This is a genomic window from Flavobacterium johnsoniae UW101 (assembly GCF_000016645.1).
In the GTDB taxonomy this organism is placed as follows: Bacteria; Bacteroidota; Bacteroidia; order Flavobacteriales; family Flavobacteriaceae; genus Flavobacterium; species Flavobacterium johnsoniae.
In genome coordinates, this window is the sequence record NC_009441.1 from 6077640 (window position 1) to 6096872 (window position 19233).

The 19233-nt window shown below is 32.7% G+C and carries 20 protein-coding genes and 1 tRNA gene; 4 read left to right on the top strand and 17 right to left on the bottom strand.

Features of this window, described 5'->3' with window-relative positions; translation table 11 throughout:
• Nucleotides 1-89 precede the first annotated feature (89 nt).
• The gene (locus tag FJOH_RS26015) at nt 90-806 is read left to right on the top strand and encodes a 3-ketoacyl-ACP reductase (RefSeq protein ID WP_012026999.1); all 717 of its coding nucleotides are present in this window, start codon (nt 90-92) and stop codon (nt 804-806) included.
• A 71-nt stretch (nt 807-877) separates the two neighbouring features.
• Nucleotides 878-1387 carry a hypothetical protein gene (locus FJOH_RS26020; RefSeq protein ID WP_012027000.1) on the top strand — a complete coding sequence of 170 codons (510 nt, stop codon included), beginning with the start codon at nt 878-880 and terminating at the stop codon, nt 1385-1387.
• A 162-nt stretch (nt 1388-1549) separates the two neighbouring features.
• Here the strand turns inward: FJOH_RS26020 and mtaB are convergent, their stop codons facing one another.
• On the bottom strand, nt 1550-2884 hold the full coding sequence (gene mtaB / locus FJOH_RS26025; protein ID WP_012027001.1) for a tRNA (N(6)-L-threonylcarbamoyladenosine(37)-C(2))-methylthiotransferase MtaB: 1335 nt from the start codon (nt 2882-2884) through the stop codon (nt 1550-1552).
• A gap of 487 nt (nt 2885-3371) precedes the next feature.
• Here mtaB and FJOH_RS26030 point away from each other — a divergent pair, with 487 nt between their 5' ends.
• Entirely contained in the window at nt 3372-3893 is a 522-nt protein-coding gene (locus tag FJOH_RS26030; protein WP_044048609.1) for a hypothetical protein, read from the top strand.
• Between the two features lie 77 nt (nt 3894-3970).
• Here FJOH_RS26030 and FJOH_RS26035 read toward each other — a convergent pair whose 3' ends face one another.
• From FJOH_RS26035 to hisS, 13 genes are all read right to left on the bottom strand, one after another.
• Nucleotides 3971-4498, bottom strand: coding sequence for a GNAT family N-acetyltransferase (locus tag FJOH_RS26035; RefSeq protein ID WP_012027003.1), 528 nt, complete (start codon nt 4496-4498; stop codon nt 3971-3973).
• A gap of 6 nt (nt 4499-4504) precedes the next feature.
• Nucleotides 4505-5296 carry a Cof-type HAD-IIB family hydrolase gene (locus tag FJOH_RS26040; protein ID WP_238381503.1) on the bottom strand — a complete coding sequence of 264 codons (792 nt, stop codon included), beginning with the start codon at nt 5294-5296 and terminating at the stop codon, nt 4505-4507.
• A 92-nt stretch (nt 5297-5388) separates the two neighbouring features.
• Nucleotides 5389-5607 carry a putative signal transducing protein gene (locus tag FJOH_RS26045; RefSeq protein ID WP_012027005.1) on the bottom strand — a complete coding sequence of 73 codons (219 nt, stop codon included), beginning with the start codon at nt 5605-5607 and terminating at the stop codon, nt 5389-5391.
• 27 nt (nt 5608-5634) lie between these two features.
• Entirely contained in the window at nt 5635-6450 is an 816-nt protein-coding gene (locus FJOH_RS26050) for an alpha/beta hydrolase (protein ID WP_012027006.1), read from the bottom strand.
• 26 nt (nt 6451-6476) lie between these two features.
• A complete protein-coding gene (locus FJOH_RS26390; RefSeq protein WP_012027007.1) occupies nt 6477-7094 on the bottom strand; it encodes a hypothetical protein in 618 nt (205 codons plus the stop codon).
• Between the two features lie 35 nt (nt 7095-7129).
• The gene (locus FJOH_RS26060; RefSeq protein WP_012027008.1) at nt 7130-7795 is read right to left on the bottom strand and encodes a DEAD/DEAH box helicase; all 666 of its coding nucleotides are present in this window, start codon (nt 7793-7795) and stop codon (nt 7130-7132) included.
• 103 nt (nt 7796-7898) lie between these two features.
• Nucleotides 7899-9062, bottom strand: coding sequence for a sigma-54-dependent transcriptional regulator (locus FJOH_RS26065; protein ID WP_012027009.1), 1164 nt, complete (start codon nt 9060-9062; stop codon nt 7899-7901).
• A 196-nt stretch (nt 9063-9258) separates the two neighbouring features.
• Entirely contained in the window at nt 9259-10575 is a 1317-nt protein-coding gene (locus tag FJOH_RS26070; protein ID WP_012027010.1) for an ABC transporter permease, read from the bottom strand.
• A 90-nt stretch (nt 10576-10665) separates the two neighbouring features.
• Nucleotides 10666-11595 carry an ABC transporter ATP-binding protein gene (locus FJOH_RS26075; RefSeq protein WP_012027011.1) on the bottom strand — a complete coding sequence of 310 codons (930 nt, stop codon included), beginning with the start codon at nt 11593-11595 and terminating at the stop codon, nt 10666-10668.
• 161 nt (nt 11596-11756) lie between these two features.
• The gene (gene dnaJ / locus FJOH_RS26080) at nt 11757-12863 is read right to left on the bottom strand and encodes a molecular chaperone DnaJ (RefSeq protein ID WP_012027012.1); all 1107 of its coding nucleotides are present in this window, start codon (nt 12861-12863) and stop codon (nt 11757-11759) included.
• 68 nt (nt 12864-12931) lie between these two features.
• Complete coding sequence (locus FJOH_RS26085; protein ID WP_012027013.1) at nt 12932-13510, bottom strand: nucleotide exchange factor GrpE; 579 nt, start codon at nt 13508-13510, stop codon at nt 12932-12934.
• A 312-nt stretch (nt 13511-13822) separates the two neighbouring features.
• Nucleotides 13823-13893, bottom strand: a tRNA-Trp gene (locus FJOH_RS26090).
• Between the two features lie 120 nt (nt 13894-14013).
• Complete coding sequence (gene hisS, locus FJOH_RS26095) at nt 14014-15441, bottom strand: histidine--tRNA ligase (RefSeq protein WP_012027014.1); 1428 nt, start codon at nt 15439-15441, stop codon at nt 14014-14016.
• 238 nt (nt 15442-15679) lie between these two features.
• On the opposite strand from hisS, the gene FJOH_RS26100 reads away from it, so the two are divergent.
• On the top strand, nt 15680-16924 hold the full coding sequence (locus FJOH_RS26100) for an ABC transporter permease (RefSeq protein WP_012027015.1): 1245 nt from the start codon (nt 15680-15682) through the stop codon (nt 16922-16924).
• Nucleotides 16925-17011: 87 nt separating this feature from the next.
• Here FJOH_RS26100 and prmC read toward each other — a convergent pair whose 3' ends face one another.
• From prmC to FJOH_RS26115, 3 genes are read right to left on the bottom strand one after another with little or no spacing between them, the layout of a single operon-like run.
• Nucleotides 17012-17866, bottom strand: a complete 855-nt coding sequence (prmC, locus tag FJOH_RS26105; protein ID WP_012027016.1) for a peptide chain release factor N(5)-glutamine methyltransferase — start codon at nt 17864-17866, stop codon at nt 17012-17014.
• Nucleotides 17867-17901: 35 nt separating this feature from the next.
• Nucleotides 17902-18711, bottom strand: coding sequence for an FG-GAP repeat protein (locus FJOH_RS26395; protein ID WP_012027017.1), 810 nt, complete (start codon nt 18709-18711; stop codon nt 17902-17904).
• 4 nt (nt 18712-18715) lie between these two features.
• Complete coding sequence (locus FJOH_RS26115; RefSeq protein WP_012027018.1) at nt 18716-19201, bottom strand: GNAT family N-acetyltransferase; 486 nt, start codon at nt 19199-19201, stop codon at nt 18716-18718.
• Between the last annotated feature and the right edge of the window lie 32 nt (nt 19202-19233).

The window sequence follows — 19233 nt, forward strand, 5'->3', positions numbered from 1 at the left end:
AAAACATAAGAAAGCATCATTTTAGCTGGCAAAAGTTTTATTTTTGTTATACTTAAAATGATGCTTTCTGCATTTCTAAAAAACAAATCATGACAGACTTAAAAAATAAAAATGCGTTTATTACTGGCGCTGGAAAAGGAATTGGAAAAGCAGTTGCAATTGCTTTGGCAAAAGAAGGTGTAAATGTAATTTTAGTTTCAAGAACGCAGGCCGATGTTGATCAACTGGCAGCAGAAACCAATAAATTGGGCGTAAAATCTTTGGCATTATCTGCTGACGTTTCTGATATCAATTCTATCAATTCAGCTGTTGAAAAAGCTTTAGCCGAATTTAAACATATCGACATTTTAATTAACAGTGCCGGGATTGCTTCTTTTGGAAAATTTTTAGAATTAGAAACTGCCGAATTCGAAAAAATTATTCAGGTTAATTTAATGGGAACGTATTATACAACACGTGCTATTATTCCGAATATGATTGAAAGACAAACCGGTGATATTATCAATATTTCATCAACTGCAGGTTTAAACGGAAACGCTTTAACAAGTGCGTACAGTGCTTCTAAATTTGCTGTTTTAGGTTTAACGGATTCTTTAATGCAGGAAATGAGAAAACACAATATTCGTGTTACTGCTTTAACACCAAGTACAGTTGCGACAGATATGGCAAAAGACTTAAAGTTAACCGATGGAAATCCTGAAAAAGTGATGCAGTCTGAAGATATGGCAGATTTAATTATTGCTCAGTTAAAATTAAACCGCAGAGTGTTTATTAAAAACAGCAGTATTTGGTCTACAAATCCGTAAAACCTTTTTCTACGCTTTGTATAAGTTTAAAACTTTGACAAAGTTCTTAACAGCCTTTAACATAAAATCAAATGGAACAATATTTAAGACAATTAATTGCTATAGAATTTCAGGATAAAAAAGAAATTTTTACCGGTTTTCTTATTGATTATTCTGATGATTGGATTTTACTTCGAAACAATCCTGTTGATTATATTTTGGACGGTTATGTAATTTTGAGAAACAAGAACATTGAAGCCGTACACAGAGATCAGGATTTGGCTTTCACCGAAAAAGTAATCCGTTTAAAAGGTTTAAAAACAAATGCCGAAGATATTATTCCAATCCGGGATTTAAGTTCTATTTTAAGCTTTATAAATAATAAGCATGGAATTTTTCAGATTTCTAAAAAGTCTGCAAAATCAGCTTATTTAGGAAAATTAATTTCTTTGACAGATGAAGAACTTTTAATCGATTTTCTGGATACAAGAGGCCAGTTTGGCGGAGAATTGAGTTTTAATCCTGAGAAAATCAGAGTTATTGAATTTGATACGGATTATATAAATTCTTTGAAACTGGTAATTACTGAGAATCCAAAATAGTTATAAAATAAAAAGCACTTTTAAAAAAGGGCTTTTTATTTATGCTTTTAGTCATTGCGAGGAACGAAGCAATCTCATTATGTATTGCTTTAAACCTCAAGCTTACTCATTATTAGTGCGGTTGCTTCGTTCCTCGCAATGACAAATACTTTGAGTTTATTTTTAAGCTTCTGCTAATTTATTTAGAAACTCCATACGAACACTTCCATCTTCATCAATCTTTGTTAAATTGATTTCGTGTAACGTATTAATCAATTCTGGATTCCAAGGTGTTTTTACTTTAACATAGTTTTCAGTAAAACCGTGAATATATCCTTCTTTATTTTCACTTTCAAAAAGTACGGTTCTGTTTGTTCCTAACTGACTTTCATAAAAAGCACGGCGTTTTTTAACGGATAAACCTCGCAGCATTTTACTGCGTTTTGCCCTTACATTTGAAGGAACAACTCCAGGCATATCTACAGCTTCTGTATTATCTCTTTCAGAATAGGTAAAAACGTGTAAATAAGAAATATCCAACTCATTTAAAAAATGATACGTTTCTAAGAAATGTTCATCTGTTTCGCCAGGAAAACCAACAATTACATCTACACCAATACAAGCATGGGGCATAACTTCGCGAATTTTATTTACTCGGTCAATATATACTTCACGCAGATAACGGCGTTTCATTAATTTTAAAATATCATTGCTTCCTGATTGTAACGGAATATGAAAATGCGGTACAAAAGTTCGGCTTTTTGAAACAAAATCTATTGTTTCATTTTTCAATAAATTAGGTTCGATAGAGGAAATACGAAGACGCTCAATTCCATCAACTTTATCCAAAGCCTGAACTAAATCAAGAAAAGTATGTTCGTGTTTTTTGTTTCCAAACTCCCCTTTTCCGTAATCTCCAATATTTACTCCGGTTAAAACAATTTCTCTAATATTTTGAGCAGAGATTTCTTTAGCATTTTTTAGAACATTTTCTAAAGCATCACTTCTTGAAATTCCACGAGCCAGCGGAATTGTACAATACGTACATTTATAATCGCATCCGTCCTGAACTTTCAGGAAAGCGCGTGTACGATCACCAATAGAATAGCTCCCTACATAAAAATCAGCTTCGGCAATTTCGCATGAATGAACTTCACCCATATCGTTTTTGCTCAAATCGTGAATATAATCTGTGATTTTAAATTTTTCTGTAGCTCCCAAAACCAAATCGACACCGTCTACAGCAGCTAATTCTTCTGGTTTCAGCTGAGCATAACAGCCAACTGCTGCTACGAAGGCCTTTTCATTTAATTTCATTGCCTTTTTTACAACCTGCTTAAATTGTTTATCAGCATTTTCTGTAACAGAGCAGGTATTAATAACATAAATATCGGCAACTTCCTCAAAATCGACGCGATCAAAACCTTCGTCATTAAAATTTCTGGCGATTGTTGAAGTCTCTGAAAAATTCAGTTTACAACCCAGAGTGTAAAAGGCAACTTTTTTTCTATTTTCCATAATTTTCTTAAATTAATGAAATCGTTGTCAAAAAATTTAAGGCTGCAAATTTACAAACAAAATTGGTAAAAGAAAACCAATTAAGGCACTTCGTTTCAACAATTTGCATTATTGATTAAAATATTCAAATAAAAACGCTGTATAGTATGATATCTTATTTTGATAAGACAATATTTTTCACGATCTTTATCTCTACAATTCGATAAGAATAAAATGACAAAAACATCGATTAAGTGCAAATTTTATCGATTAAATGCATTTTTTATAGATTTAAATTCAAAAAATCTTACATTTACCTTTGTCTAAATTCTAGTGCTGAATTTATTCGGTTTTGAGAATTTTAGATGGTTTTGATTAATTTAATAATAAATCGAACATAACAATTTTGAATTTTACTCGTTATGTTGTTGTTTTGTGTTACAAAATGAAATGGGAAAGCCGAAAACCAAAGAGAGTAGGCAAAATTAAAATACAAATACCACGCTTTATGAAAGCATTTTTACCCACAATCTGCTTGATGTTCTTAACCGTTTTTAGTTCGCAAGCGCAAACTACTAATGCCCCAGTTGCAAATCCATTTCCTTCTATCAGCACTTTAACAACTTGGGCAAGTTTAAATTCGCAGCAGCAATTTGATGTTGCTATTCGTGCAGTTGGATTTAAATTTGAAGTAAAAGAACCAGGTGAAGGATCTACAGCCTATACTTACATTCGTAAAGTAACTGTAAACGAAGTAAATTATACTGATAGAATTGTTTACAGAATTACAAACAACAACTCAGCAAGTATCATTTCATTAGTAACTGCTTCTACAGATTTAGTAAGTTTATATACACCGCAATTGGCTACTTTTAAAAACAACAATTGTAAAACTGAAATGTCTAAAGATAAAAACACAACTTGCAGCTGTTACGAAAGTGCAAATTTTGCAATCGATCTTTGCGACGAGCGTGTAAAACTTACAATGGGTGACGGAAACAAGTATTTTGTTTCTGTAGCAAAAAAATAATTAAAGAAACTACGTTTTCCAAATCTTTGCAGGTTTTATAAGCTTACAAAGATTTGGAACGCATTTCTTTTTAAAATCTATAAGTTTGGATTTTTGATTTCGTACCAGACTTCAATTTCTCCTTCATGTTCAAAAGAGTTTACATAACGTAAGCCTAGTTTCTCGAGAATTTTTCTTGAATTTTCGTTACCTGCGTCCGCATATGCATAAAGTGCATCCACTTTCATTTCATTAAAAGCATAATTAACAAAAGCTTTTCCCGCTTCTGTTGCATATCCTTTTCCCCAATGTTTTTCAATCAAACGGTAACCAATTTCATAAAAGTTAGTATGTCCGTTAATTTCATCGGTAATAAACTTTATTCCTGACCAGCCTAAAAATTCATTAGTTTCTTTAAGAATAACAGCCCAGCGTCCTGTTCCAAAATCTTTATATTGTTTTTGAACAAAATGAATATATTCCACACTTTGTTCAATATTTTTTACAGGATTATTTCCAACGAATAAATGCACATTTGGATTTGAATCTAATTCAAACATTCCATCAACATCAGAAAGAAGTAATTCCCGCAATATCAAACGCTCAGTTTCAATTGGATTTTTCATCAAAATTTAATTTAAAATATATTTCTGCACTACTTCTGCCACTCCGTCATTATTATTTGAAGCCACAATTAAATCGGCCTTATCGCGTAATTCCGGCGTTACATTATCAACCCAAACACCAAGTCCTGCATATTCTATCATTGTCAAGTCGTTTCCTGCATTACCAACTGCAATAATTTCGCTTTGAAGCACACAAAGTTTTTCTGCCAAAAGTTTCAAGCTTGCCGCTTTATCAATGCCTTGCTGTGCCGCTTCCAGAAAAAAGGGTTTAGACATTGAAACACTTAAATGAGGCATTGTTGGTTTTAAATCTTTTTCAACTTCTTTTAAATAAACTGGATTTTCTAATAAAATACATTTTACAGCCGGTCTGTCAACATAATCTTTAAAACTAGGCACTTTGCGATGCACCATGCCGGTAATTTCTTTCTCAACTTCTATATACTCAGAATCTGTTTCGCTTATAATTTCATTATCTAAATAAGTTATAATATGCGTTTTCATTTTAACACTGTAATCGTACAATGCATGAATTTGTTCGATAGTAAGTTTTTGTTCAAACAAAACCAAATCATCCTTAACACGGCTGATAATGGCTCCGTTAAACGAAATCATATAGGAATCGTTTAAATCTAATTCCAGTTCTTTGGCATAAACTGTCATTGCCGAAGTTGGGCGTCCGGACGCCAAAACAACATGAACACCTTTTGCCTGCGCTTCTAATAATACTTTTTTATTTAAATCAGAAATTTTGTGGTCGTCTGTCAACAAGGTATCATCCATGTCGAGAACTAGCATTTTGTATTGCATTTTTTTTTTTAGTTTTCAGTTGCAGTTTACAGTCACAGCCTCAGTAATTACTGAAAACTGTGACTGTAAACTGAAAACTCTTAAAGACTCATTCTAAATTCTTCAATAACCGGATTTGCTTTTGCAAAATCTGTTTCCTGAATAAAAACCTCAACAGCCAGATCTGTACCGCCGAAACCTCCTAAACGAGCCGATTGAATATTATCTTTTTTTACTGTTTCTACTCCAGCTTCTTCTAATCTTTCCTGCAAAGCAATTGCAAGTATTTCGCTTCCTGAATACACTTTCATTAATCCCATGGCATTTATTTTTTATAATTATTAATTTTATTCTAATATGATTTTTAACTGATTTTGAAAATCTTCATTCTCATTTACTCCAATATGTCCTTGATTTTTTAAAGGATAAAAATTTATTTTTGACTTTAAAAGTTCCTTTAATCTAACTGAATTATTAAAAGGAATTAATTGATCATCTGTTCCGTGAAAAATATAAATTGGAGCTTTTACTTCTGGAAGATAAACATTAGTTTCCAAACTGAACTTTTTCATAAAATCCGGAAAAAATGGAACTCGTGAACTTGACAGCTCCAAAAAACTATAATAGGGAGCCTGAAGTATTAAAGCTTTAGGTTTGTTCTCTACAGCTAGTTTTACAGCAAACCCAGACCCAATAGAATATCCGGTAATTATAATTTTATCTTTTGAATACCTTTTAGAAATAGAGTTGTAAACGATCGAAATATCTTTTGATAATTGTTCTTCGTCTTCAATTTTTCCCTCACTTTTTCCAAAACTTCTATAATCAAGAATAAAAATGTCATAACCTAAAGAAGTATATCTTTTTGCAATACTTCCCCAAGTTTCAAGTGTCCCAGCGTTTCCATGTAAATAAAAAACAAGTCCTTTCGATTTTTCAACTTTAAATAAAAGCCCGTTTAACTTTACTCCGTCAAACGATGTAATATTAATTTCTTCAAACTTTTGCTGATATCCAAATTTATAATCTTTAGGCAGTCTTGAACTATGAAAAACCAGTTCAACCTGATTAAAATAAACATAGGAAATTATTAAAATATAAATTACCAGAAAAAAACACAAAAGCGCAATAATCAAAAATTTAAATGTTTTAATAATTTCCATTAATCGAATTATAAAATTTTATATTCTTATTTCCTCTGATATTCATAAGTCAGGTTATAATCTGTTCCTGCCCAAAACAAAAACAAAAAAGCACCGTTATTACTATCAGCTTCATTAATCAGAAGATTTCCATTTTTAGACAAGCCAATTCTTCTTTTATTGCTTTGGCATCCTCCCAAAAAATAAGGAATTCCAGTGCATTTTGAGAACTTATTATCCAGATAAAACATTCCTTTTTTGAGTTTTCCCGACAACAGCGTATCCTTAATTACTTCAGAATCCTGATACACTTTTATCAAAAGTAATTTTTCCGATTGAAATTTAAGAGCAATGCTGCGATTACTATTTTCGCTTTTTCGGTATATTTTCTTTTTGATGCTGACATTTGGTATTACCATAAATTGATAAGCATCATCCAGAAATAAGGAATCCGGAAGCTTATCATTTGATGTGATTTCTTCCGGAACTTTTTCTTTATATCTTATAATCGGATTAAGAGCATAATTCCCTTCAAGCTTGGAAATATTTTCTCTTTCTAAATCTTGCAGTGACGCTTCAAAAGTTTTTTTTGAAAAGCTGGCACAACTTAAAAAACTAGTTGTAATAAACATTGTAAGCAAAAAATATAAAAGATGTTTTCTCATTCGATGTTTATTACAATTTCAAGTTTCTCTACATATTATTCTTCTTCCTCAATATCGTCGTCTTCTTCGTCAAGTTCCTCCTCGCCTTCTTCATCCATATCAAATAAATATGGCTCTACTAGCATTTTATCTGCCAATATTTCGATACGCTCTGACAATGTTTCAGCAAAAATTAAACGCTGTGTTTTAGCAATACTGTTTGAAATACGCATGATCTTCGTTTCATGACGCAGTTTTAAAATAGGATCAGCATCATCTAAGATAAACATTCTTAAACGATTTACGTTATAACCAGCCGTTGAAAACATTTCGCTTAATTTATTTGGCGTTCCAATTAAAACATCGATTCCGGTAGAAACATAATTTTTATCGTAATCCATATCGCCTTTATCATGCACACCGTAAACTTCGAGATTGGTATATTTTCCGTATTTCTCAAAAAGTTCTTCCATTTCAAGCACCTTTTCTTTGTCTTCAACAATAATCAAAGCACGAGGCGATTCTTCATTTTTTCCAGCTAACTGCTGAATAACATTCAGGACAATTGTAGTGGTTTTTCCGCTTTTTTCAGGAGAAATAATTATACAATCTGCACCGCTTTTTATGATCGAAAAAGTTTCCATCTGCAAAACATTTGCTTCTGTTAAACCATTTTCAATTAATCCGTCTTGTAATTTCTCGTTTATCTTTTTTAGTTTCATTTTTTTTATGCTTTAAGCTTTAAGCTGAACGCTGTAAGCAAAAATTATTTAGTTTCTATAAAAGCTTAAAGCCCAAAGCTTATAGCCTAAAGCGCGAAGCACTTTACTTGCTTGCGAACATTTTCACGTCATTTTCGGAGATTTCACTGCCTCCTAAAATGATTAATCTTTCTACAACATTTCGCAGTTCACGAATATTTCCGGTCCAATCATATTCCTGCAATAATTGTATCGCCTGCGCCGAAAATCCTTTAACCGCATTTCCTTGTTCTGATGCAATTTTCTCTGCAAAATGCGAAATTAAAGCTGGAATATCATCACGTCTTTCATTTAAAGGCGGTACTTTAATTAAAATTACTGCCAGACGGTGGTATAAATCTTCACGGAAACGACCTTCGGCAATTTCTGTTTTTAAATCTTTATTAGTTGCCGCAACAACACGAACATCAACTTTAATGTCTTTATCGGCACCAACTCTTGTAATCATGCTTTCCTGCAACGCTCGCAAAACTTTTGCCTGCGCCGAAAGACTCATGTCACCAATTTCATCTAAGAAAATAGTTCCTTTATCTGCAGCTTCAAACTTTCCGGCACGATCTTTCACCGCAGATGTAAAAGCACCTTTTACGTGTCCGAATAACTCACTTTCAATCAACTCACTCGGAATTGCCGCACAGTTTACTTCGATTAAAGGAAAACCAGAACGTTCGCTTTTTTCGTGTAATTGATGTGCTACTAATTCTTTTCCGGTTCCGTTTGGTCCCGTGATTAAAACTCTGGCTTCTGTTGGAGCAACTTTATCAATCATCACTTTTATATGATTGATTGATTCGCTCTCACCAATCATTTCGTAATTTTTGCTGACTTTTTTCTTTAGAATTTTATTTTCAACTACTAATTGTTTTTTATCTAAAGCATTGCGGACAGTATTCAATAAACGATTCAAATCCGGCGGTTTCGAAATATAATCAAAAGCTCCTAAACGCATAGTCTGAATCGCAGTTTCCATATCGCCGTGACCCGATATCATGACCATCGGAATTTCTGGTTTTATCTTTTTTGCTTCTTCCAAAACCTCAACACCGTCCATTTTTGGCATTTTGATATCGCACAAAACCAAATCGTAATCGTTGTTTTTTATTTTTTCAAGTCCTGCAGCCCCATCTTCGGCTTCATCTACCTGATAGGAATCATTTTCTTCTGATAAAATTTTTACCAAAACTCTTCTAATCGCTGCTTCGTCTTCGATAATTAGTATTTTACTCATTTTTTTTCTAAGGTTCAAAGTTACAAAGGCACAGAGGTGCAAAGTTTTAAATCTTTGTCGTCATTTACCTTTTAACCTGTTATTAGTAATATCTCTTTTATGCTTAGCGTAATTCTAAAAGTTGTATATCCTAAGTTTCTAAAAATCCAAAAATCTTTGAACCTTTGTTTCTTTGGACCTTTGCAACTTTAAAGAACTAGTACTTCAACCACTTATACAATTCCTTCCAGGTTGGTTTTTTGCCGTACATTAAAATACCTACTCGGTAAATTTTAGCTGCGAACCATACAACAAGGAAAAATGAAGCAAACAATAATGATACCGAAATTGCGATTTGCCACCACGGCACGCCAAACGGTATACGCATTAACATAACTATTGGCGAGGTTAACGGAATCATTGAAAACACAACTGCAATAGTTCCGTGCGGATCGTTTACTACAGTAAAAAATCCGATGTAAACACTTAGTATCAGCGGCATTAAAATTGGCAGTAAAAACTGCTGTGAATCTGTTTGATTATCAACTGCTGCTCCAATTGCTGCATAGAATGAACTGTATAGAAAATATCCTCCAATAAAATAAATTACAAAACCAATTATAATACTTGCTATTGGCAGATTCCATAATTCGGCAATATACATTTGCGCCGATCCTGAAAACTCATGCTGTGCTGACTGCATCATTTCTGGCGAAATTCTCGCCGTTGGCCCTACATTTACGCCAAAAAATGCCGAAGCAGCAAACATTAATCCCAAACCAATAATAGCCCAAATCATAAACTGTAAAATTCCGGCCAGTGAAGTTCCTACAATTTTACCAATCATTAACTGAAATGGTTTTACTGATGATATAATGATTTCGATAATTCTATTTGTTTTTTCTTCGATTACGCTTCGCATTACCATATTTCCATAAATGATAATAAACATCATAATCAAGTATCCAAATGCACCGCCAATTCCAATTTTAATTTCGTTTAATCCTTTTAGACTTTCTTCTCCGGAAGCTTTCACCAAATGGATATTAACATTTGACTGTGCTTTTTGAATTGCCAGCGTATCTAGTTTAGCTTCTTCGAGATTTAGTTTTGTAATTTTATTTCCAATAATATCCTGTGTGTTTTCGATAAAAGAAATACTTGGGCTGTTATTAGAAATAAATTCAATTTTACTTTCTAAATCTTTTTTATCATTTGTTTTTGGGATAACAATTAAACCGCTGAAATTTTCTTTTGTAATACTGTCTTTTAAAGCTTTTACATCAATTTCAGATAAATTATAATATTTAAACTCTGAACTGTTTTTGTTTTCTTTCAAAAAATCGGCAGCAAAAAGTCCGGTTTCATCATGAATCGCTATTCGTTTCGTTTCGGCTTTCATTGAACTTAAATAGCCGATAAAAACAGCAATAGCCACAAATAAAAGCGGGCTCAAAAAAGTCATGACAACAAAAGATTTATTGCGGACTTTGGCAATAAATTCTCTTTTTATAATTAATGAAATAATACTCATTTCTTGATTTTAGATTTTAGATTGTTGACTTTAGATTTTTAAATTTCAGGATTAATTCTGAAATCTATCCTGAGGCTTCGGGACTGAGATCTAAACTTTATTTTCTGTAACAGTCTGAATAAAAATATCGTTAATGCTTGGAATTTTTTCCACGAAATGTGTTACTTGTCCGCGCTGCGTCAAAACATTTAATAATTCGTTTGGTGAAGCATTTCCTATTTGAATATTCAATTTTAAATCATCATTTAAAGATTTAAAACTCGCAGGAGAAACAGTAAATTTTTGTGTAATGTCATACATCAAACCTTCAACATTATTTGTCAGGATTCCCACTTCAAAACTGTTCGTTCTAAATTGACGTTTTACATCAACAACTTTTCCCTCAATTAATTTATTTGATTTGTGGATTAAGGCAATGTTTTCACAAAGCTCTTCTACGCTTTCCATTCGGTGCGTAGAAAAAATTATAGTAGAACCTTGTTCTTTTAATGCCAGAATTTCATCTTTAATAACATTGGCATTTACAGGATCAAATCCAGAAAAAGGCTCATCTAAAATAAGCAGTTTTGGTTTGTGCAAAACACAAACTACAAACTGAATTTTTTGCGCCATTCCTTTAGAAAGTTCCTGAATTTTTTTGTTCCACCAGCCTTGAATTCCTAAACGATCAAACCAATAATCCAATTGTTTTTTGGCTTCGGCTTTAGAAAGTCCTTTCATTTGAGCAAGATACAAACATTGTTCCCCTACTCTCATTGAACTGTACAAACCTCTTTCTTCCGGCAGATAACCAATTGTCTGCACGTGTTTTGGCTGTAATTTTTCTCCATCTAAAATTATCTCACCGCTATCCGGAAGTGTAATTTGATTTATGATTCGAATAAGGGATGTTTTTCCAGCTCCATTTGGACCTAAAAGTCCATATATACTGCCTTTTGGCACATTTAATGAAACTTCGTTAAGCGCTACATAATCGCCATATTGTTTTACGACTTTATGTACTTCTAGTAAGTTGCTCATTTTATTTTTTAGGTTTTCTTTTAGCGGCTTTTTTTATTTTAGCCAACAATCTGTAAAAGTAAATAATTCATAGCGAATCTGCATTATAATACGCAAAAAACCCATTCTATTTGTATAGAATGGGTTTTTGTTTTATATAAACCTTTTAGAGAAAGTTTAGATTATGAGAACATATCTTTTACTTTTTCAAAAAATGATTTCTCTGATTTTTCAGGACTTGGAACAAAGTGTTCATCGTTTAAGGCATTCTCAAAGAATTGTTTTTGTTCTTTGTTTAATGTTTTTGGAGTCCAAACGTTTACGTGAACTAATAAATCTCCGCTTCCGTAACCATTTAAACTTGGAATTCCTTTTCCTTTTAATCTTAAAATTTTTCCAGACTGAATTCCTTCTTCTAATTTAATGCGAACTTTTCCATTAATAGCTTCAATATCTTTTGAAGCTCCTAAAACTGCTTCTGGAAAACTGATGTATAAATCAAAGTGAACGTTTTCACCTTCACGTTTTAGAAATTCGTGTTCTACTTCTTCAATTGCAACAATTAAATCTCCCGGAATACTATTTCCTGGCGCATCATTACCTTTGTTAGAAACTTTTAACTGCATTCCATCAACAACTCCCGCAGGAATTTTGATTGATACCGTTTCATCTTCCTGAACCATTCCCTGAGCATCTGCTTCGGCAGGTCTTTTATCTAAAATCTGACCAGAACCACCACAGGTAGGACAAGTTGATGCAGACTGCATTCTTCCTAAAATAGTATTGGTTACACGCATTACTTGTCCCTGACCGTTACAAGTTGTACATGTTTTATACGTTACACCTTTAGCCTGAACTTTACGTTTTACTTTAACTTTTTTCTCAACTCCATTTGCAATTTCTTCTAAAGTAAGTTTTACTTTAATTCGAAGATTGCTTCCTTTTGCACGGCGAGGACCTCCGCCTCCGCCTCCGAAACCGCCAAATCCACCTCCAAAAATATCACCAAACTGGCTGAAAATGTCATCCATATTCATACCGCCGTGACCGCCAAATCCGCCAGAACCATCAAATGCCTGATGTCCATATTGATCGTATTTTGCTTTTTTCTGCGGATCACTTAAAACCTCATAAGCTTCTGCTGCTAATTTGAAGTTTTCTTCTGCCTCTTTGTCGCCTGGATTTTTATCAGGATGGTATTTTAAAGCACTTTTTCTATATGCTTTTTTAATTTCGGCAGCATCAGCATTTTTTGAAATGCCTAGTATTTCGTAAAAATCTTTTTTCATAATTAGATTAAGTTCCAAATCTTAAAATTCCAAAATCCAAAAAATGCTTTTGAAATTTATTGCATTTTTTAGTTTCCAACAACAACTTTAGGATAACGAATAATTTTTTCTCCTAATTTGTATCCTTTTTCAATAACATCTACAACTTTCCCTTTTAATTTATCCGATGGAGCTGGAATTTGGGTAATTGCTTCAGCAATATCAGCATTGAATGCATCTCCTGCCTGAATTTCAACCTGCTCTAAGCCTTTAGAAACTAAAGTGCTTTTTAATTTTTCGTGAATCAGTTCAACACCTTTTTTCAAATTTTCATCATCAGATTTGTTGATCTCTACAGCTGCTCTGTCGAAATCATCTAAAACAGGAAGCATAGCCAATAAAACTTCTTGGTTTGCCGTTTTAAATAAATCGATACGCTCTTTTGAAGTTCTTTTTTTGTAATTTTCAAATTCAGCAAATAATCTCAGAAACTTATCTTTTTCTTTCGCCAAGTCTTGGGCTAATTGCTCCTCAACACTTAATTCTTCAACAATTAACTGCTCTCCGTTTGCATTGTTCTCTAACGTTACATCGTCTAATTCCTGATCGAATTCTGTATTTTCCGTAGTCATATTACTTTTATTTTTAAAAATATTCTTAAACTTCATTTTTTATTTCTTTCTTTTGGATTGCAAAAGTACTGCCAAATCTCATAAAATGTCAAATTGTCACTTTATTAGTTATGAGACTTTTAAAAACAGAAAACAGTCCGTGAAATTTTATTATAATTTTAAGACTATTACGTTTTAGTTGTCGTATATTTGAGTACCAAAGTATAATTAAATTATTACCTAACAAAATTGAATTTAAGGGTTGGCTTCGGCCTCTAAATAATTATTAATTCAAGTTTACCTTATATTAAAAAAAGCTTCGCCTTTATAGAGACGAAGCTTTTTTTTATACTTAACTATTTAATTTTGCACGGGCGGAGGGATTCGAACCCCCATCAACGGTTTTGGAGACCGCTATTCTACCCTTGAACTACGCCCGTAACTTAAGGTCGGCAAATTAAAAGTTTTTTTTCTTTACAGGCAACTATTTTAGGCAGAGATTTAAAAAGAAAATCCTTTAAATGACCGCAATCTAAAGCAAAAACCTTCGCTACAGACAGTTAACCTAACAAAGTTTTTTTCAATCCTTCAAAATCTACAGACACCTGTTCTCCTGTCACTAAATTTTTAAGCGCATAAGAATTTGAATTAATTTCCTGATCTCCAACTAATACAGCAAACGGAATCAAACGCTTATCTGCATATTGAAATTGTTTACCTACTTTTACATTATCCGGATATAACTCTACTTTTATATTTTCCTGTCTTAATTTCTGAATGGCTTTTGAAGCATACAAAGCTTCTTTGTCTCCAAAATTCAAGAATATTGCTTTTGAAGTAGCAGCTACAGTTTCAGGAAATAATTGCAATTCTTCTAAAACCAGATAAATTCTATCCAATCCAAAAGAGATTCCAACACCGCTCATATTTTTCAAACCAAAAATACCCGTCAAATCGTCGTATCTTCCGCCTCCGCCAATAGAACCCATTGCAACGGTTTTTGGCGCTGCAACTTCAAAAATAGCTCCGGTATAATAATTTAAACCACGAGCTAATGTCACATCAAGATCTAAAACTGCAGTAGACAAACCTAAATCTGCAACATTGTCACAAATAAACTTCAATTCTTCAACTCCTTTCATTCCTTCTTCAGAAGAAGACAATAAGTCCGAAAGCTGTGCAATTTTGTCTGCAAAAGTTCCTGAGAAATTAAAAAGTGGCTGCACTTTTACTAAAGCATCTTCAGAAATTCCTTTTTCGATCATTTCTTTCTTTACGCCGTCTTCACCAATTTTGTCTAATTTATCAAGGGCAACTGTAAAGTCGATTAATTTATCTGAAGCGCCAATTACCTCAGCAATTCCAGATAAAATTTTTCGGTTATTGATTTTAATAGTAACTCCTTCTAAACCTAAAGAAGTAAAAACAGTATCGTACAATTGAACCAATTCTACTTCCTGCCATAAAGATTTTGAACCTACAACATCAGCATCACATTGAAAAAATTCTCTAAAACGACCTTTTTGCGGATTATCTGCTCTCCAAACCGGTTGGATTTGGTATCTTTTAAAAGGAAATTCGATTTCACTTTGGTGTTGTACAACGTATCTTGCAAACGGCACTGTTAAATCGTAACGCAACGCTTTTTCAGAAATTTTCCCTGTGAATTTATTCAGCTCAATTCTTTGCTCTAAAGTTATTTTTTCAGCAGAATTTAGCTGTAATTCTTCGATCGATTCTGGCAATTCGATTTTACTTTTATTGTAGAAAAAATTACCTGAATTTAAAATTTTAAAAATCAGACGATCTCCTTCTTCTCCATATTTCCCCATTAAGGTATCTGAATTTTCAAACGAAGGCGTTTCGATTGGCTGAAAACCAAATTTTTCAAAATTAGCTTTTATAGTCTGAATAATATATTGACGTTTTGACACCTCTGCTGGTGAAAAATCTCTTGTTCCTTTTGGTATACTTGGTTTTGAAGCCATCTTCTTTATTTTAGATTGTTGATTTTAGATTTTAGATTTCTTTTGAAACTCAAATTCAAAAACCTTTAAGATTAATTTATTTATTATTTTTTGATTGCTGGTTCTTTAGACTTTCGACTTTATGACCTTCCAGCTTTCGACTTAATTTAAGTCTGCAAATATCTTACTTTTTAAAATAAATAATAACACTTCGAAAACAAACTTGTAACAAAAACCGTATTTTCGTGACAAATTGGTCATGATGCTAAAATTATTTAAAGAAAATATCCGAATTGCTTTTGGTTCCATCAAAACTCAATTACTGCGAACCATTCTTACGGTTTTAATTATTGCGATCGGAATTACCGCTTTGGTTGGAATTCTTACAGTTGTAACAGCACTTGAAAATACTGTTTCGACAAATTTTGCATCAATGGGAGCTAATACTTTTAACATTAACCAATACGAAAACACGGTTCGAAATCGCGGCGGAAATGAACGTGAAATTATCAACCCAATTATTTCATATCCGGAAGCCGTTGCTTTTAAAAACAAATACAAATACCCTTTTACCGAGACTTCTCTTTCGTTTACTGCAACATCAAAAGCCGAAGTAAAATTTTTAGATACTAAAACTGATCCTGAAATTACAATTTTGGGTGTCGACGAACATTTTATTTCTAACTCAGGTTTAGAAACTACTTTAGGCAGATCTTTTAATCAATTTGACATTGACAACAATACTTATACCTGTGTTGTAGGTTCAGATTTTGAAAAGGGCTTATTAAAAGATGTCAACCCAATTGATAAAGTAATTTCTATTCGCGGTGCCCGTTTTAAAGTTATCGGCGTTTTAAAAGAGAAAGGTTCAACTTTTGGAAACAGTCAGGATTTACGGGTTTTAATTCCTATACAGGTTGCCAGATCTTTATTTACAGCACCCAATATCAATTATACTATCAGTGTTATGGTTTCTAAAAAAGAACTTTTAGACGAAGCCGTTGACAATGCAACCAGCACAATGAGAAGGGTTCGAAAACTAAGTCCAGTTCGTGACAATAATTTTGGCATTGGCCGAAGCGACGATTTAATCAATCGAATTTTAGGTATTACACAATATTTAGGCTGGGCATCCTGGATTATTTCTATCATTACAATTTTAGGATCTTCAATTGCTTTAATGAATATTATGATTGTTTCGGTTACAGAACGTACACGCGAAATTGGAGTTAGAAAAGCGCTTGGGGCAACAAAAATTACAATTTCTGTTCAGTTTTTTATCGAAACTTTATTAATTGGACAAATTGGCGGTTTAGTTGGAATTGTTCTGGGAATCCTGATTGGTTTTGCTTTTGCGGCTGCAATGAGTTTTGCTTTTGTGATTCCGTGGATGGCAATTTTTGCCGCTTTTGCAACTAGTTTTATGGTAGCAATAGTTTCTGGTTTATATCCTGCCATAAAAGCATCTCAATTAGATCCTATTGAGGCTTTGCGATACGAGTAATTTTTTTTAGTTTTCAGTCGCAGTCGCAGTTCCCAGCTTAACCGTGACTGAATACTGTGACTGAATACTGCGACTAAAAACTAAAATTTAAATATTAACTTTTATCATTCGGTCGTTATCGTAAATATCTTTTCGGAGATCAATATTGATAAAATCCATTTTACCCAGAAGTTCTATCATTTCTTTTCCTAAATATTGATTGATTTCAAAATAAAGCTGTCCCTTTGCCAAAAGATTGTTTTGTGCCAGCGAAGCTATTTTTCTGTAGAAAAGTAAAGCATCGTTGTCATCAACAAAAAGTGCTAAATGAGGTTCATAATCCAAAACGTTCTTTTTGATTTCTTCTTTTTCAAGATTGCGTATATAAGGCGGATTAGAAACTATGACATCATATTTACATTTTAATTCTTCGGCTTGTAAAATATCCTGAAATATAAAAGTTACATTAACATCATTTCTAATGGCATTTCGCTTCGCAGTTTCGATTGCTTTTTTTGAAACATCGATAGCATAAACATCTGCATTTGGCAGATTTTTAGCGAGTGAGACAGCAATACAGCCGCTTCCGGTACCAATATCAAGAATTTTTATTTTTTCTTTTCTATCAATTCCTTTATTTTCACTAATAATCCATTCGACTAACTCTTCGGTTTCGGGTCTCGGAATTAAAACATTTTCGTTTACTTCAAAATCCAAACCGTAGAAATTTGTTTTTCCTAATAAATATTGAATTGGAACTTCTTTTTTCAGCTGGGCTAACAATGAATCCCAAACAACAAAATCTTCTTCTGTAAAAGCTAATTCGTGATTTAATGCTAAATCTATTTGACGCAGTTTGTGTTTATCTTCTAAAATTAAATAGAAAAAACTCTCTGCTTCGTACGCATCGTACAAAGAAGATAATTCCTTAATAAACTGAGTACGATATTGCTTGATTTTCATTTTATATATCTGTTATTAGATAATATTTTAGTTAGTTAGCAGTCAAATTGTACTGCTATTTCTGAAACTTTTTTTACTGAATTTTCATTTTCAGCTTTTGACGAAAGAAATAAAATCACACGCTCTTCTTCATAATCTCTGTTTGCTCCAAAAACAAAGTCGAGTTTTCCGTCGCCGTCAATATCTCCTGCAAAAAGAAACTCCACAAAGGTGTCATTAAAAGATGCTTCGGTCAAAATCAGTTTTTCAGGATTATTACCAATGGTTAAGTATAATTTATAATCTTCTACTTTTTTAAAGATTTCAATTTTATCATCATCTGTGCTTACTTTTTCTTCAGATAAAACTTTTCCTTCTCCGCGTAAAGTATAATTGACATTATTAAAAGTAAAACTCATTTTTTCTTTGGGCCAGATTTTATCTCTTTCAATTTTCAGCGATTTTATTTTTCCGGTTTTCAATTTAGGATCGTCCATTAAAAGCAGCACCTTTTTTTCAGGCATAATAGAAAGCGTAGAATCGCCTGAACATTCACTGTATCCTTTTTCAATTTTAAAATTTGCTTTTCCTAAAAAAAATTCTCCATTTTCCTCGTACAACTCAACCCATTTTTGGTTTAAAGCTTTTACAGGATTTTGGTTATCATAAGTTCGATACGTTTGGGGTATTAAAATATCGAATTCATTTTTAAAGACTTCTTCTGTAACGGCTGTACTTTCACTTTCCTCAGTTTTAACAACTGAATCTTTGACAACTACGGCTTTATCTGCCGTTTTTTCTTGTTTAGCATCTTTACAAGAAAACAATACTGAAACTAAAAGAATGGCAAAAACATTTTTTTTCATTGGCTTATAATTTTTTCAACATCCAGACAGGGCAGGAATTATGCCCGGTGCAACCTAACGGAGCGTCTAAATATTCAAATCCTGATTTTCTATATAATTTTTGAGCAGCATGCATAAACGGCATTGTCTCGATATAACATTTTTCAAATCCAAAATTTCTTGCGCTCTCCAAACATTCATCCATCATTTTGCTTCCAATTCCTAATCCGCGCACTTTTGGTAAAAAATACATTTTTTGTAATTCACAAATTTTAGGATCTCCATTTTCTAAAGGAGCAATTCCTGCACAGCCCAAAATTTCACCTTCACTTTCTACTACAAAATAAACCGATTTTGGTTTGCTGTACTCTTCAAACATTAAATCTAAATATGGATCTTCATAAGCGGTACCTACTTTTGGAATTTCCATTTCATTAAAAACTGATCTTATTAATTTTGCAACTGATTGATTGTCTTCTTTTTCAATCTTTCTGATAACCCAATTTTTCATTTTATTTATTCACTTATATCTACAAAAATAAA

What these genes read in the sequence shown, in the direction of transcription:
- FJOH_RS26390 (WP_012027007.1), bottom strand. Translation starts at nt 7,094, where the DNA reads ATGAGAAAACATCTTTTATATTTTTTGCTTACAATGTTTATTACAACT.
- FJOH_RS26020 (WP_012027000.1), top strand. Translation starts at nt 878, where the DNA reads ATGGAACAATATTTAAGACAATTAATTGCTATAGAATTTCAGGATAAA.
- FJOH_RS26015 (WP_012026999.1), top strand. Translation starts at nt 90, where the DNA reads ATGACAGACTTAAAAAATAAAAATGCGTTTATTACTGGCGCTGGAAAA.
- mtaB (WP_012027001.1), bottom strand. Translation starts at nt 2,884, where the DNA reads ATGGAAAATAGAAAAAAAGTTGCCTTTTACACTCTGGGTTGTAAACTG.
- FJOH_RS26065 (WP_012027009.1), bottom strand. Translation starts at nt 9,062, where the DNA reads ATGAGTAAAATACTAATTATCGAAGACGAAGCAGCGATTAGAAGAGTT.
- hisS (WP_012027014.1), bottom strand. Translation starts at nt 15,441, where the DNA reads ATGGCTTCAAAACCAAGTATACCAAAAGGAACAAGAGATTTTTCACCA.
- FJOH_RS26070 (WP_012027010.1), bottom strand. Translation starts at nt 10,575, where the DNA reads ATGAGTATTATTTCATTAATTATAAAAAGAGAATTTATTGCCAAAGTC.
- FJOH_RS26395 (WP_012027017.1), bottom strand. Translation starts at nt 18,711, where the DNA reads ATGAAAAAAAATGTTTTTGCCATTCTTTTAGTTTCAGTATTGTTTTCT.
- FJOH_RS26030 (WP_044048609.1), top strand. Translation starts at nt 3,372, where the DNA reads ATGAAAGCATTTTTACCCACAATCTGCTTGATGTTCTTAACCGTTTTT.
- FJOH_RS26045 (WP_012027005.1), bottom strand. Translation starts at nt 5,607, where the DNA reads ATGGGATTAATGAAAGTGTATTCAGGAAGCGAAATACTTGCAATTGCT.
- FJOH_RS26040 (WP_238381503.1), bottom strand. Translation starts at nt 5,296, where the DNA reads ATGCTAGTTCTCGACATGGATGATACCTTGTTGACAGACGACCACAAA.
- prmC (WP_012027016.1), bottom strand. Translation starts at nt 17,866, where the DNA reads ATGAAAATCAAGCAATATCGTACTCAGTTTATTAAGGAATTATCTTCT.
- FJOH_RS26035 (WP_012027003.1), bottom strand. Translation starts at nt 4,498, where the DNA reads ATGAAAAATCCAATTGAAACTGAGCGTTTGATATTGCGGGAATTACTT.
- FJOH_RS26100 (WP_012027015.1), top strand. Translation starts at nt 15,680, where the DNA reads ATGATGCTAAAATTATTTAAAGAAAATATCCGAATTGCTTTTGGTTCC.
- dnaJ (WP_012027012.1), bottom strand. Translation starts at nt 12,863, where the DNA reads ATGAAAAAAGATTTTTACGAAATACTAGGCATTTCAAAAAATGCTGAT.
- FJOH_RS26050 (WP_012027006.1), bottom strand. Translation starts at nt 6,450, where the DNA reads ATGGAAATTATTAAAACATTTAAATTTTTGATTATTGCGCTTTTGTGT.
- FJOH_RS26060 (WP_012027008.1), bottom strand. Translation starts at nt 7,795, where the DNA reads ATGAAACTAAAAAAGATAAACGAGAAATTACAAGACGGATTAATTGAA.
- FJOH_RS26115 (WP_012027018.1), bottom strand. Translation starts at nt 19,201, where the DNA reads ATGAAAAATTGGGTTATCAGAAAGATTGAAAAAGAAGACAATCAATCA.
- FJOH_RS26085 (WP_012027013.1), bottom strand. Translation starts at nt 13,510, where the DNA reads ATGAAGTTTAAGAATATTTTTAAAAATAAAAGTAATATGACTACGGAA.
- FJOH_RS26075 (WP_012027011.1), bottom strand. Translation starts at nt 11,595, where the DNA reads ATGAGCAACTTACTAGAAGTACATAAAGTCGTAAAACAATATGGCGAT.